Consider the following 13,852-nt stretch of genomic DNA (forward strand, 5'->3'; position numbering starts at 1 on the left):
CTGCGTGAAGACGCTTTACCTGCGGAACGTGCCCGACGATGTCGTCGACCGTCTCGAGCGCTTGGCGGCTCGGGACAAGACGTCGGTGTCAGCGGTTGCCGTGCGCGAACTGGCCGAGGCTTCTCGCCGCATCGACAACGCCGCATTGCTGGGCGACCTCCCTGACCTCGACATCGATACCGCCGAACTCGTCTTCGATATCGACGCCGGACGCACCAATCGATGATTGTCGTTGACGCGTCGGCCGCGCTGGCGGCGCTGCTCCACGATGGGCAGGCGCGTCAGATAATCGCCGACGAGCGCCTCCACACTCCGCATCTCATCGACGCCGAAAACGCAAACGCACTTCGCAGGCAGGTCCGGCGGAAAGCGCTAAGCGCGAGCGATGGATGGAATGCGCTGAGAGCCTGGGGTCGCTTGGCCGTAACTCGCTATCCGGTCTTCGGCCTTTTCGAACGCATTTGGGAGATTCGGGACAACTACTCCGCGTATGACGCCAGCTACGTCGCGCTAGCGGAAACCCTGAGATGCGCACTGGTTACCGCAGATTCCCGGCTGAGCAATGCCGGGCAGGCCTTGTGCGCGGTCACCGTCGTGCCGAACTGATCGCGCCATCAGGTCGCGTCGGTGTCGAACGGCGCCGGGCCGGACGTGCGTGGCTCGGCGGCCGGCTCGGGCGCCTGGACGGGCTGCACCGGTTTAGGCGCCCCATTCACCGGCCCGTCGAAATTCCCGGTGAGGAACGAGTCGTCACCGTCCAGCAGGTGCTTGGTCAGCGCGGCGCGCGGCGTCATGCCGCGCAGCTTCTGCAGCTCGGACAGCGGGGCGCGCAGGTCGTCGAACTCGGGGCCGATGTCCTCGCGCAGCTGGTTGGTCACGCCGCTGAGGTAGTCGCGGGCCTGCCGCAGCGCGGTGGACGTCCAACGGATGGCGCCCGGAAGGCGCTCGGGCCCGAGGATCACCAGCCCGACCACGACGAGGACCAGGATGTGCTCCCAGCTGAGGTTGGAGAACATCGAACGCCTAGTCCGGATCCGGTTTCACCGTCAGCGTGACGTGGCGGCCGTCGCGAACCACCTCCACCGGGGAGTCCTGGCCGATGGTCAGCTGCCGGACGGCGACGACGAACTCGTCGGCGTCGGCCACCTTGCGGTTGCCGACCTTGACGATCACGTCGTTCTCCAGGATCCCGCCCTTTTGCGCGGGGCTTCCCGCCTTGACGTTGGCGACCTGGGCGCCGGAGGCGATCGCGTTGCTCACCGAGCGGGTGCTGACCCCGAGCGTCGGGTGGACGATCTTGCCGTCCTTGATCAGGGTCTGCGCGACCTGCTTGGCCTCGTTGATCGGGATCGCGAAGCCCAGCCCGCTCGCGCTGTCCGACAGCGACTTGCCCGCGGTGTCGATGCCGATCACCTGAGAGTCCATGTCGATCAGCGGGCCACCGGAGTTGCCGTGGTTGATCGAGGCGTCGGTCTGCAGCGCGTCGATGACGGTGTCGGTGTCCGAGCCCTCCCCGGACAACGGGACGGGCCGGTGCAGGGCACTGATGATGCCGTGGGTCACGGTGCTGCGCAGCCCCAGCGGCGCACCGGCGGCGATCACCTCGTCACCGACCCGCACCTTGTCGGAATCGCCGAGCCGGGCCACCGTCAGGTTGTCGACGTTGTCGACCTTGAGCACGGCCAGGTCGGTCTTCGGGTCGCGACCCACCAGGTTGGCGGGCACTTCCTTGCCGTCGTTGAACACCACGGTCGTCTTGAACTGGCTCGGGTTGTTGGCCGCCTCCGAGATCACGTGGTTGTTCGTGACGATGTAGCCGCGGCCGTCGATGACGACGCCCGAGCCCTGCATGCCCTCCTGGTCGCTCTTCGACTCGATGGTGACCACCGCGTTGGCGGTCGCGGCGGCCACCTTGGCGAACCGGCCCGCCGGCGACTCGCCGTTGCCGGGGGTCGCCAGACTCACCTTCGACGTGGTGAACGCCTCGACGACCTCGGCCGTCTTGCGGCCGATCACGCCGCCGATCATGCCGATGACCAAGGCGATCAGCAGCAGGACGGCCAGCGCCAGGTAGGACACCTTGCGCCCGAACAGCACGTCGCGCACGCCGAGCTTGCCGGTGTAACCGGGCACTCCCGGCGGCGGCGCCGGCGGCACCGCCGGGGTCCCCAGGGCAGCCCCGGCGGCCGGGTCGCGCCAGGGGTCTTCGGCGCCGTCGGGCTCGGCGCCGTCCTTCTCGGCCGCCAGCGCGCCGGCGTCGATCGGGTGGCGCTGCAGCGTGTCCATGGTCCCGACGGGCTTGCTGAAGGCCTCCTCCAGGACCGGGTCGGCCGGCTGGTCGTGCGGCGCGAATTCGCCCTCGTCGCGGTACTTCGGCGGCCGCACGCGCTCGGCCACGAACGAGCCCTGCTGCCCGGCGGGACGGCTGAACAACTGACGCGCTGCGGGGTCGACCGGGGGCCGTGAGATGGGGCGCGGCGCCAGGCGGTTCCCGCCCTGGTTTCCGCCGTCAGTACGGTCGTCGGAGGTCACGTTACCCCTTTGGATTCTCTTCTCGAGCGCTCGAGACAGCCCCGCTTACCGGGCGCTTTGCGCCCCACCGGCGTTGTCCGTGTCCACCCTAGTATCCACACTGCGGCGTTGGTCGGCACGAACGCGCGCGTGGCTACCGGCGCTTACGCTGATCCCGCGCGTCGCGCTCGGACGCCTCGTCGTCCGCGGGGTAGTGCGGGATTTCGGACAGCAATCCGAGCAGGTTGCTGGGGATGCGGATCGGTTGGGAGTCGCGCAGCGCGGCACGTGCCCGGCTCTGATCCTCGACCTCCGCCGCGCATTCCGGGCACAGGGAGAGATGATGCGCCGCGCGCAGGTGCGCGTTCATCCGCAGCTCGCCGTCGACGAAAGCCGCGATGGCCTCGATGGACAGGTGCTCGGTGGAACGGAACCGGCGCGGCGCGCCGACCGGTTCGTCGCTTTGGGAGGCGAACTGCGAGGGCAGCCAGGAGAACGCGCGGCGAAACACCTCTCCCCGGTCGGCCATCAGCACGTGCCTTCGGGGAACTCTAAGATTTCTAAGCCGCGCATAATTCGAATGTAGCGCGGCCGGGCCGGCGATACCCCGTGTACGGCTCGGAAAATCCCAGGATTCGTGCCCGAAAGATTGCCGCCCGGCTATCAGCTCTGGCCGTTGAGGCCGCCGTCGCCGGGGATGCTGCTGTCGCCAAGGCCGCCGGCGCCGCCGAAGCCGGCGAGGCCACCGTGGCCGCCGCTGTTATGGCTGACGTTGCCGCTCGCGCCGGGGCCTCCCGCCCCACCCGAGAACCCGCCGACGCCCGGACCTCCGTCGCCGTCGGCGGCGCCGGTGCCCGCGATCGCGCCGCCCCCGCCGCCGCCGGCGACGCCAAAGGGGCTGCCGTCGCCGCCGAAGCCGCCGATGTGACTGGCGGTCGGGCTTGTGGCGTTGCCGCCGTCGCCACCGTCACCGCTGATGGTGGTGGCGTTGCCGCCGCCCCCACCGCCACCACCGCCGCCACCGATAGCCGCCGAACTCGCGGCGAGCCCGCCGCCGCCGCCCCCGCCGCCCGCGCCTCCGGCGCCGCCGTTACCACCGGAACCGGCCGCGCCGCCACCGCCGCCCCCGCCGCTGCCGCCGTCGCCAGTTGCCGCGCCGAAGCCCGTGGTGGCCCCCATCCCGCCGAAGCCGCCGCGACCCCCGGATCCGCCCTGACCGCCGGCGCCGCCTGTGCCGGCGCCGGCGCCGCTGTTGCCGCCGACCCCACCAATCCCGCCGCCACCCCCGCCGCCGCCGGCGACGCTGGCGAGGGAGGAGGCCGCCGCGAAGTTTCCACCGCCCGACCCGCCGGTGCCGCCGTCACCACCTTGGCCGCCGTCGCCGTTGGTGCCGCCGAAGGGTGTGCCCCCACCGACCCCGCCCGCGCCACCCGGGCCCCCGTCACCGCCGAACCCTCCGACGCTCATGTTCGTGCCGGAACCGAAGGCGCCGAGGTCACCTCTGCCGCCCGCACCGCCTTGGCCGCCGGTTCCGCCGGTGCCGCCGTGACCCGCATTGCCGATGCCGATGCCGGCTGCGCCGGCGTCACCGCCGGCGCCACCCTGGCCGCCGAAGCCGCCGTTCAGCCCGCTGAAGAAGCTGGTGGTGTAGCTGAAGCCGTCGCCGCCTCGGCCGCCCTGCCCGCCGTTGCCACCCGTTCCGTTGGTTCCGCCGGCACCCGCGTTGCCGCCCTGCCCGCCGGCGCCGCCGGCGCCGCCGGTGTGGCCAGGAGCACCCTGAGTCGCCCCGGCGGTGGCGTCACTGCCCGCCCCGCCGGTCCCGCCGGTGCCGCCAACTCCGAACGGAGCGTTGGCACCGGGCGACCCGAGCAATCCACCGGCGCCCCCCGGGCCACCCGGACCGGCGTTGCCGCCCGTCCCGCCGGTGCCGCCGGCGCTGCCATCGCCTCCGATGATCGAGGTTGCCCCGGCACCGCCGTTGCCGCCCGACCCGCCGGCGCCACCGACACCGCCGGCCCCGCCCTGACCCAGAATCCCCGCACTCGCCCCACCGGCACCGCCAGCGCCGCCCACCCCGCCGGCGCTGCCGGTGTGACCGGGTCCGCCCAGGAACGCGTTGCCCGACTGGCCGACACTGCCGGTACCGCCCACACCGCCGGGCCCGCCCTGACCGCCGGCCCACCCCAGCGGTGCCAGGGCCGGACCGCCGACGCCCCCGGCCCCGCCGTTGCCGCCGACCGTGCCGACGGCGACGCCGGAACCGCCGTTGCCACCGGCGCCGCCGGTGCCGCCGAAACCGCCCAGCAGGCCCCCGGCACCCCCCGTGCCGCCGGTGCCACCGGTCCCGCCGGGTACCGTCGCGTTCCCCCCGGCGCCGCCGGTCCCGCCGGTGCCGAACAGCCCCGCCGGCCCACCGGCGCCGCCCGGCTGGCCGGGCAGCCCCGACCCGCCGTCACCGCCCTTGCCCCACAAGAACCCGCCCGGCCCGCCGGCCTGTCCCGTCCCCGGCGCGCCGTTGGCGCCGTGGCCGATCAAGGGCCGGTTGAACAAGGTCTCGGTGGGCGCATTGATCACGGCCAGGACGTCGTCCTCGAGGGTCTGCAGGGGATTGGTGCTCGCCGCCTCGGTCGCCGCGTACGCGCTTCCCGCCCCCGCCAACGCCCGCACGAAGTCGTCGTGGAACGTCATCGCCTGCGCACTCAGCGCCTGAAACTCTCGCGCATAACCGCCGAATAGCGCCGAAACGGCGGCCGACACCTCGTCCTCGGCCGCGACCGCCACTTGCGTCGTCGACGTGGAGGCCGCAGCGTTGGCGGTCCGCAGCGTCGACCCGATCGCCGACAATTCCTGCGACGCCACCGCCAATGAGTCCGGCGCTGCAACGACAAACGACATCCCGCACCTCCACGGTCGGCTGCTCTGCAACAAAGCTGGGGCGCGCCCGGGCGGTGCCGGAGCTACAGTGAATCCGCATCATGTCCAGGTGTGCGGTTGCTGTGGCCCCCCGGAACTGCCGGGCGGCCTCCCGGGGCGCTTGCTTGTCAGCGTGCGCCGGTAGGCGGGTGCGGTTGATGGGGAATTCTCCCCATTTTTTGGAGCACCCGAAGTGACGGCACCACAACGACGTCGGGTTCCGATCCAGCGCTTGTTGGAGCGCGAGGCGGTGCTGGCCGAGCTGGGTGGACTCGCGCGGGCAGTGCGCGGTGGTGCGGGCCGGGTGGTGTTGCTGCGCGCGGAGGCCGGGGGTGGCAAGACCGCGGTCATCAACGCGTTCACCGCGCGCCTGGATCAATCGGTGCGCGTGTTGGCGGGCGGGTGCGACCCGCTCAGCGCGCCACGGCCGCTGGGCCCGCTGCTCGACGCGCTGGCCGGGTTGGGCCCCGCGGCCGACGGGCTGGGCGCGGCCATCGAAGCGGGTGACACCGCCGCCCTGTATCGACGGCTGTTGACGCTGCTGCGCGACGGGCACCGCTGGGTGTGGGTGATCGAAGACGCCCATTGGGCCGATGGGGCCACCCTGGACCTGGTGCGCTTCCTGGCGCGGCGAATCGCCTCGCTGCCGCTGTTGCTGGTGGTCAGCTACCGCGACGACGAACTGGACGCCCAGCACCCGCTTTCGGCCGCACTCGGGGACGTGGCCAGCTGCGCCGCCATCATCCGCATCGGGTTGTCGGCCCTCAGCCGCGACGCGGTGGCCGTGCTCGCCACAGGCAGCGGCGTCAACCCCGACCAGTTGCACCGTCTCACCGGCGGCAACCCGTTTTTCGTCACTGAGGTGTTGGCGGCCGATGCGGGTGCGCTGGATCGAACTGCGTTGCCGCGCAGCGTTTCCGAGGCGGTATGGGGACGGATGGCGCGGCTTTCGACGGGCGCGCGTGAAACCGTGCAGGCGGTGGCGGTGTGCGGACCCCACGCCGACCCTACCCTGGTGCACCAGCTGTGCACGGCGGCCGAGGCGGGTATTCCCGAATGCCTGAACGCGGGAATGCTTGTCGCCCAGGGAGATACCATCGGGTTCCGCCACGAGCTGGCCCGTCGCGCCACGCTCGATCGCATCGACGACTATCAGCGCAAGGCGCTGCACACCCGCGCGCTGGCCGCGCTGGCTCAATCGGAGGTCGATCCGAACACGCTCGCGGCATTGGCCTTTCACGCCGACCAGGCCGGCGATCATGAGGCGGCGGTCCGGTACGGCGTCGCCGCCGCGGAACGGGCCGCCGGATTAGGCGCTCACCGCCAGGCGGCGGAGCTGTACGCGCTGGTGCTGCGCCACGGCGACACCGCCCCCGCCGAGCAGCGGGTGGTGTGGCTCGAGCAGCACGCGCTGACCAGCTACCTCGGCGGATTCGTCCAGGCCTGTGTGCGGTCGTATCGGGACGCGATCGCACTGCGCCGCCAGCTGGGGGACCGCCTACGCGAGGGCGACGACCTGCGCCGGCTCTCGCACGTGTTGAGCCGCCTCTCGGAGGCCCGAAAGGCCGGTCGGGCGTCATTGCTACTGCTGGAGGAGTGCGGGCCCACCCCGCAGCTGGCCTCGTCGCTGGCCCACATGGCCGAGCTTTCCATGCTGGCCGACGATCCCGCCTGCGCCGAGTACGCGGCCCGGGCGATCGCCCTCGGCGACCAACTGGACTTGCCGGCCGTCGTGATGAAGGCCAACTACTATGCGGCCCTGTTCCGCCTGCTGCGCGGCGGCGCCGGGTGGGACGAGGTCGAGGCGGTGTGGCGACAGGCGATGGACAGCCCGGAGCTTGCCGAACTCGCCGGCCTGATGGGGATGGGCTTGTGCTGGCAGGCGTCGCTGCACTACGAGCTTGATCGTGGCGAGGGCTACATTGCCGAAACGACGGCGTTTTGCGCCGAGCATGATTTGGGCACGTTCGAGCCGCTCGCGGTGGGCCCGGCAGCGCTTGTCGCGTTGCACCGCGGCGAGTGGGCGCGCGCCGCCGGCTACGCCGAGGATGTGTTGTCGAGACCTGCGATGGCCCCGCTGCACCGGTATTTGCCGTTGACCGCCCTGGGTTTGATCCACGCCCGACGCGGCCAGGGATCGGTGTCGGCCCTACTCGACAAGGCACTGGCCGCCGCCGAACGCGATGACTTTTTCCGCCTCGGACCGGTGTGGCCCGCTCGTGCCGAGGCGGCCTGGCTGGCCGGCGATGACGAGACCGCGCGCGCCGAGGCGCAGGCCGGGCTGGCGACGGCCCCCGCCCACGCCAACCCCTGGCTGGTCGGCTCCCTCTGTCGCTGGTTGAAGTTGGCGGGCGGTGAACCGGCCGGCGACAGAAAGCTGAGCGCGATCTTCGGGTTGGAGGTCCGCGGCGACTGGCGAGGCGCCGCCGCCGAGTGGACCCACCGTGGCTGTCCCTACGACGCGGCCATCGCCCAACTCGGCGGGGACGTCCCTGCGGTGGAAGCGGCGCTGGCCACGTTTCGCCGCCTTGGCGCCAAGGCCGCGGCGCGGCGCGCCCGGCAGCGCCTGACCGAGCTGCGCGGACCTACCCCGCGCACGCGGCGCGCCGACATCCACGCCGACCCGGACGGACTCAGTCGTCGGGAACGCGAGGTGCTGACGCTGATCGCCGCCGGCCACAGCGACGGCGACATTGCCACCAAACTCTCCATCAGCCGCAAAACCGTTGGCCACCACGTGGAATCGATCCTCGCAAAACTCAGCGTCGAGAATCGGACCCAGGCCGCCGCCGCGGCTCGGCAACAGCGGATCGGCACGCACTCCACACACTTTGAAACATCGCTTGGCTGAGAACATCCGCGTGTAGCACGGCCCGGGCGCATCAGCCCCACCAGTTGACCCGAGGATCATCGGGACGAACGGGGCGATCACTGCCACCCTCGCAGGGCAGCGATGGCGGCGCTAAATTGCGCGTTTTGGCAACAGACGCCACATCAGGACACCGACCGCCACAGCCGCGCACAACGCGAGGCCGACGAGCAAGAACTGGAGCCCGAAGACCGCAAAATCGTTGGCGTGATACGAGCTGTTCCCGCTGACGCATCCGAAGCTCATGGTGGTCCCTGACCCACCCGAAGGCGTGCCGTAGTGCTTGTTGTCGTTGGCAAGGCGATAGCCGCTGCCGCATACGATCCCGCTCATCCACATTGCGCTCGACGGCTTCAGTGTCACCAAAGCCGTTGTGACGCATAAGCAGACGACGGCACCAATGGGCAGGACGAATACCAGTCCAAAGAAGACCCACACTCTTCCATCACCGCGCGCCGTCTCGCCCTGAGTGACCTTCTCACGTTGCGAGACGCCCCGGTCGGACGCGTCCTGCCACTCATGCGCAGGGGCCTTCGCTTCGGCTAGCCGACGTTCGAGCTCGGCGATGCGTCCCTCAAGGTCGTCCTCGTGCATATCGAATGGCCTCACGAGGCTCACGGAACCCACAAGGGCGGCATGTTCGGCGGCGGTTGATATCCCGGGGGATTCGGCCCGTCCCAGATGTAGGGGGAACCGGAATTGCCCTGCCCGGTCATCACGTAGTAGTAGGTGTGGCAGACCGACATATCCCATTTCACACCGCCCCCGGGCAACGGTTGTCCTGGACACCATTGCAGTGGGCCGCCGACGGCTCCGGCGGTGCCTGCGGACAGCCCCACTGCGGCGAGCGCGATCGACATCAGTGCTCCCCCGGCAATCCGCTTCGTGTTCACGGCCAGCTCCTTTCCTTTCGAGAATGTCCCTTCGGGACTCAGCGCCGCGGGCAGTTGGGCGCGTCCGGGACGCCATTGGCGTTACAGTGAATCCGCATCATGTCCGCGTGTGCGAATACTCTGGCCCCGGCGGCCTTTCCGGGCGCTCGCTATGAAGTGTGCGCCGGGGGCTGGGCGCGGTTGATGGGGAAATTTCCCCATTTTTCGGAGCACCGGGGATGACGGCCGCATCACGGCCCGCCGAACGGTTGCTCGAGCGCGAGACCGTGTTGACCGAGTTGCGTGGGCTGGTGAAGGGGCTGCGTCACGGTGCGGGCCGGGTGGTGCTGCTGCGCGGGGAGGCCGGGATCGGCAAGACCGCAGTGATCACCGCGTTTACCGCCGGACTGCATCCGCCGGTGTGCGTGCTGATCGGCGGGTGTGACCCGCTGACGACGCCGCGCCCGCTGGGTCCCGTGGTGGACGCCATGTCCGGGCTCGAAGCAGACGCGGCGCGCGCGCTGGACACGGCGATCGACGCGGGTGACACCGCGACGCTGTATCGGCGGCTGTTGGCGCTGTTGCGCGACGGGCATCGGTGGGTATGGGTTATCGAAGACGCCCACTGGGCCGACGGGGCCACCCTGGATCTGGTGCGCTTCCTAGCCCGACGCATCGGCTCGCTGCCGCTGCTGTTGGTTGTGTCCTTCCGCGACGATGAAGTCGACGCCCATCACCCACTGGCGGTGGCCCTCGGCGACGTGGCCAGCTGTGCGACGGCAAGCCGCATCGCGTTGGAGCCACTCAGCCGTGACGGGGTGGGGGCACTGGCCGCCGGCAGCGGACTCAACGCGGACCAGTTACACCAACTTACCGGTGGCAACCCGTTTTTCGTCACCGAGGTGCTGGCCGCCGGCGCCGACGTGCTGGATCGAAACGCGTTGCCCCGCAGTGTTTCCGAGGCCGTACGGGGACGGCTGGCCGGGCTCTCGGGGCATGCGCGGGAGACCGCGAACGCGGTCGCGGTGTGCGGCCCCCATGCCGACCCAAGACTCGTGCACAAAGTGTGTCCCGCCGCCGTCGTTGGGTTGGCCGAATGTCTCGACGCCGGGGTATTGCTCGCCGACGGACAAGCAATCGGATTCCGTCACGAGCTGGCCCGGCGCGCCATCCTGGACCACGTCGACGACTACCAGCGCAAACTTTTGCATACTCGCGCGCTGGACGCACTTGACCAACCACCTATCGACCCGAACATCTTACCGGAACTGGCATTTCACGCCGACCAGGCCGGCGACAAGGAAGCCGCGATGCGTTATGGTATCGCCGCGGCCGAACGGGCCGTCGCATTGGGAGCGCACCGTCAGGCCGCCGCGCTGTATGCGCTGGCGCTGCGCCACGCCGACACCACGCCCACCGAACAGAAGGTGGCGTGGCTCGAGCAACACGCGTTGGCCAGCTACCTGGGCGGCCTCGGCGGCGAGTCGTCGTGGCGCGAAGCGATCAGTCTGCGCCGCGCTTTGGGCGACCGACTCGGCGAATCCGAGGATTTGCGTCGGCTCTCACACGAACTGGTTTTGCTTGATCGCGTCGGCGAGTCCGCCGAGGCGGCCGTGGAGTCCTTGCGGCTGGTGCAGGACGCGGGACCCTGCCCCCCGCTGGCCCACTCGCTGCTAAACATGGCCGAGCTCAGCGTTCTTGGTTGGGAGCCGGAGCTTCCCGATTACGCGGCCCGCGCCATCACGGTGGGAACCCAACTCGGTGATGAGGCAGTCGTCATCCGGGCCCGTGGATCTGCCGCGTTGGCCCGTGTGGTGCGCGACGACACCGGGTGGGAGGAGCTGGAAGCGGCGTGGTTGCAGGCGTTGGCGACCGATACCCGTGGTGAAAACGCCGGCAAACTTGGGGCCGATATCTGCGCGGCCGCAGCCCTGCACTTTGACCTGGATCGAGCCGATCGGTATATCACGCAAACCCTCGAATATTGCCGTGACCGTGACCTTTTCACCTTCGAGGCGTTTGTCATCGGCATCGCCGCGGTGGTCGGCCTGCACCGCTGCCAGTGGGACCGCGCCAGCGCGTACGCCGAGGACGTGCTCACGCGTCCCGGGCTGTCCAGCTTTCACCGTATCGCGCCACGACGCACGCTCACGCTGATTTGCGCGCGTCGCGGTCAGCAACCGGGCGCCGCGCTGGTCGATGAGATCGCGGGCAGCTCCGAATTGCACCAGTCGCGTTTCTTTCCGGTGTGGGCCGCACGCGCGGAGGCCGCTTGGCTGGCCGGCGACGACGACGCCGCCCGTAGCGCAGCGCGGAGCGGGCTCGCCACCATGGGAGCCGACGGAAATCCTTGGCTGGCCTGGCAATTGCAGCGCTGGGTACGACTGCCCGGAAGCACCGCGGCGCCCATTTCCATCGAAGTCCCGATCAATCCGTTCCAGTCGGAGGTCAGCGGCGACTGGCGAGCCGCCGCGGCGGAATGGACGCGGCGCGGCTGCCCCTACGAGGCGGCCGTCGCGCAACTCGGGGGCGACATCAGCGCGGTGGAATCGGCGCTGGCCACCTTCCGTGGCCTCGGCGCCAGCGCCGCCGCCCGCCGCGCCCGCCAACGCCTCACCCAATTGCGCGGCCCCACCCGCCGCACCCGCCGCACCGACATCAATGCCGACCCCGACGGACTGAGCCGCCGCGAACGTGAAGTGCTCACGCTGATCGCCGCCGGGCATAGCGACGCCGACATCGCCGCCACGCTGTCCATCAGCCGCAAAACCGTAGGCCACCACGTCGAAGCGATCCTGGCCAAGCTCGGTGTCGACAACCGCACCCAGGCCGCCGCCCAGGCCCGGCAATGATCCGGTTGGCCACCAGGTCGAAGCGATACTGACGAAACTCGGCGCCGAGGACCGCACCCAGGCGCGGCACTCCTAAATGACGGTTAATGACACAGAAATCCACGACACGGAAATGGGGAGAATTCCCCATCAACCGGACCCGCCCCCGGGCGCACACTACCCAATAGCCGCCGTGCCACGAGGGAGGTAGCAATGCTGATTTCCGGGATTCGCAGATGAAACACGACGACCCCGAAAAGCGCATCGCCGAGCTGGAGCGTTCGCAGGCCGAGCTGGGCGCGGCGCGAAGTCCTGGGGGTCCGTCCCCCTACTTCGACGGCGTCGGACCAGTCGGCGCGGCCCACGTCCGCCGGAAATCGTTGTGGCGCAGGCACCCCTGGGTCACCTTTTCGGTGGTGCTGTCGTTGTCGTGCGCGGTCGTCCCGACCATCGTCATATGGAGCCTCTCGCGACATTCCAGCGATGACGCCTGGGACGCTTGGGCTTGCACGCACGGCAGCACGCGCGGCATCGACTGCAGCAAGTACGCCGCCGCGAGCACGACGGCGCCGTCGTCCGCCAAGGGACAACCGGGGCACGTCAAGGTGACCATTGACGGCAAGAATCAAATCGCCCCCAGCGACATCACATGCTTTTCATCGCAGTCGCCCCCGACGCTGGACATCGCGGTCGGCTCGAACCCCGGCATCTATTCCATCTCGTTGAACGACACGAATCCGCCGACGGTGCATTCACTTCTGCTTAACCCCGGTGGCCAAGGGTTTACGTTCGACGAGTTCACGGGAGAAGGCACCGCCGCGGTCGCTCGAGTCGGGGATTCCTACAAGATAACCGGCCAAGTCGTCGAGCATTCCGATCTGATGCGCGCGCTCAAACCGTTCGAGATCGAAGTCAGCTGCCCCACCGGCTGACGGACGCCGGGCCCGTTAGGCCGACTTGAGCTGCCCGGCGGGATGCGCGGCCAGGTAGTCGCGCAGCGCCTGGCGACCGCGGTGGATGCGGCTGCGCACGGTGCCCAGCTTGACGCCGAGGGTGGCGCCGATCTCCTCGTAGGACAGACCCTCGATGTCGCACAGCACGACGGCGGCGCGAAATTCCGGCGGCAGCGAATCGAGCGCGGCCTGCAGGTCGGGCCCCAGCCGCGAGTCGTGATAGATCTGCTCGGGGTTGGGTTCGTCGGCAGGCACCCGGTCGTAGTCCTCGGGCAGCGCCTCCATGCGGATGCGCGCACGCCGGCGCACCATGTCCAGGAACAGGTTGGTGGTGATGCGGTGCAGCCAGCCCTCGAAGGTCCCGGGCTGGTAGTTCTGCACCGAGCGGAACACCCGGATGAACGTCTCCTGGGTCAGGTCCTCAGCGTCCTGCTGGTTGCCGGAGAGGCGGTACGCCAGCCGGTACACCCGGTCGGCGTGCTGGCGCACCAGCTCGTCCCACGAGGGCATCGTCGCGATGTCCCCCGTCGCGTCGAACACCGCGGTGCCCTGCAACGCGTCCGTCGTCTCCACCCATTCGTCGTCAGGGCAGTCCTGGACGTGAGACATGGTGGTCGGGCTCAAAAGCGCTGTGGTGATTGGATCCTCCAGAGTTGGCCTGCCGTCGAAGTTCGGCAGCTCATCGACCGCGTCAACGCGGAGTTCCCAGCGTGTATTCCCATTCCGGCGATTTGTATTCCCGGCCCCCACCACCCCGCGTTCCATATGCATACCGTCACCCATCGGCGTATGCGGGGCATAGGAGCAATCTGAGGTTTGGCTGAGAAACCAGATCGTTACCAACGTTGAGCAGGGCGAATCCGGCAGCGAGTGAGCTACGTCGCGTCGCGGGCCCCGGGCGTG

General features: G+C 69.9%; 12 protein-coding genes. 5 read left to right on the forward strand and 7 right to left on the reverse strand.

Annotated features, from left to right (window positions below; all coding sequences use genetic code 11):
- Positions 1 to 4: 4 nt before the first annotated feature.
- Both AC5Y4S_RS10825 and AC5Y4S_RS10830 read left to right on the forward strand, forming a co-directional pair.
- Positions 5 to 226: an antitoxin gene (locus tag AC5Y4S_RS10825; RefSeq protein ID WP_500032580.1), complete on the forward strand. Its 222-nt coding sequence runs from the start codon at positions 5 to 7 to the stop codon at positions 224 to 226.
- Positions 223 to 606 carry a type II toxin-antitoxin system VapC family toxin gene (locus tag AC5Y4S_RS10830; RefSeq protein WP_500032581.1) on the forward strand — a complete coding sequence of 128 codons (384 nt, stop codon included), beginning with the start codon at positions 223 to 225 and terminating at the stop codon, positions 604 to 606. Before AC5Y4S_RS10825 ends, AC5Y4S_RS10830 begins: the two co-directional genes overlap by 4 nt.
- Before the next feature lie 8 nt (positions 607 to 614).
- Here the strand turns inward: AC5Y4S_RS10830 and tatB are convergent, their stop codons facing one another.
- From tatB to AC5Y4S_RS10850, 4 genes are all read right to left on the reverse strand, one after another.
- On the reverse strand, positions 615 to 1,016 hold the full coding sequence (gene tatB / locus AC5Y4S_RS10835; RefSeq protein ID WP_500032582.1) for a Sec-independent protein translocase protein TatB: 402 nt from the start codon (positions 1,014 to 1,016) through the stop codon (positions 615 to 617).
- Between the two features lie 7 nt (positions 1,017 to 1,023).
- A complete protein-coding gene (gene htrA / locus AC5Y4S_RS10840) occupies positions 1,024 to 2,532 on the reverse strand; it encodes a serine protease HtrA (RefSeq protein ID WP_500032583.1) in 1,509 nt (502 codons plus the stop codon).
- Positions 2,533 to 2,665: 133 nt separating this feature from the next.
- Positions 2,666 to 3,040: an anti-sigma E factor RseA gene (rseA, locus tag AC5Y4S_RS10845; protein WP_500032584.1), complete on the reverse strand. Its 375-nt coding sequence runs from the start codon at positions 3,038 to 3,040 to the stop codon at positions 2,666 to 2,668.
- A 134-nt stretch (positions 3,041 to 3,174) separates the two neighbouring features.
- Complete coding sequence (locus AC5Y4S_RS10850; RefSeq protein WP_500032585.1) at positions 3,175 to 5,406, reverse strand: PE family protein; 2,232 nt, start codon at positions 5,404 to 5,406, stop codon at positions 3,175 to 3,177.
- Positions 5,407 to 5,617: 211 nt separating this feature from the next.
- On the opposite strand from AC5Y4S_RS10850, the gene AC5Y4S_RS10855 reads away from it, so the two are divergent.
- Positions 5,618 to 8,275 (forward strand): helix-turn-helix transcriptional regulator, encoded by a 2,658-nt coding sequence (locus AC5Y4S_RS10855; RefSeq protein ID WP_500032586.1) that lies wholly within the window; start codon positions 5,618 to 5,620, stop codon positions 8,273 to 8,275.
- A 111-nt stretch (positions 8,276 to 8,386) separates the two neighbouring features.
- Here AC5Y4S_RS10855 and AC5Y4S_RS10860 read toward each other — a convergent pair whose 3' ends face one another.
- Positions 8,387 to 8,887 carry a hypothetical protein gene (locus tag AC5Y4S_RS10860; RefSeq protein WP_500032587.1) on the reverse strand — a complete coding sequence of 167 codons (501 nt, stop codon included), beginning with the start codon at positions 8,885 to 8,887 and terminating at the stop codon, positions 8,387 to 8,389.
- Between the two features lie 20 nt (positions 8,888 to 8,907).
- A complete protein-coding gene (locus tag AC5Y4S_RS10865) occupies positions 8,908 to 9,186 on the reverse strand; it encodes a hypothetical protein (protein WP_500032588.1) in 279 nt (92 codons plus the stop codon).
- A 218-nt stretch (positions 9,187 to 9,404) separates the two neighbouring features.
- On the opposite strand from AC5Y4S_RS10865, the gene AC5Y4S_RS10870 reads away from it, so the two are divergent.
- A complete protein-coding gene (locus AC5Y4S_RS10870; protein ID WP_500032589.1) occupies positions 9,405 to 12,017 on the forward strand; it encodes an ATP-binding protein in 2,613 nt (870 codons plus the stop codon).
- A gap of 215 nt (positions 12,018 to 12,232) precedes the next feature.
- Positions 12,233 to 12,928 (forward strand): lipoprotein LpqH, encoded by a 696-nt coding sequence (locus AC5Y4S_RS10875; RefSeq protein ID WP_500032590.1) that lies wholly within the window; start codon positions 12,233 to 12,235, stop codon positions 12,926 to 12,928.
- A gap of 15 nt (positions 12,929 to 12,943) precedes the next feature.
- Here the strand turns inward: AC5Y4S_RS10875 and sigE are convergent, their stop codons facing one another.
- Entirely contained in the window at positions 12,944 to 13,714 is a 771-nt protein-coding gene (sigE, locus tag AC5Y4S_RS10880; protein ID WP_500033291.1) for an RNA polymerase sigma factor SigE, read from the reverse strand.
- Positions 13,715 to 13,852 lie beyond the last annotated feature (138 nt).

This window comes from Mycobacterium sp. NGS64 (assembly GCF_059812245.1).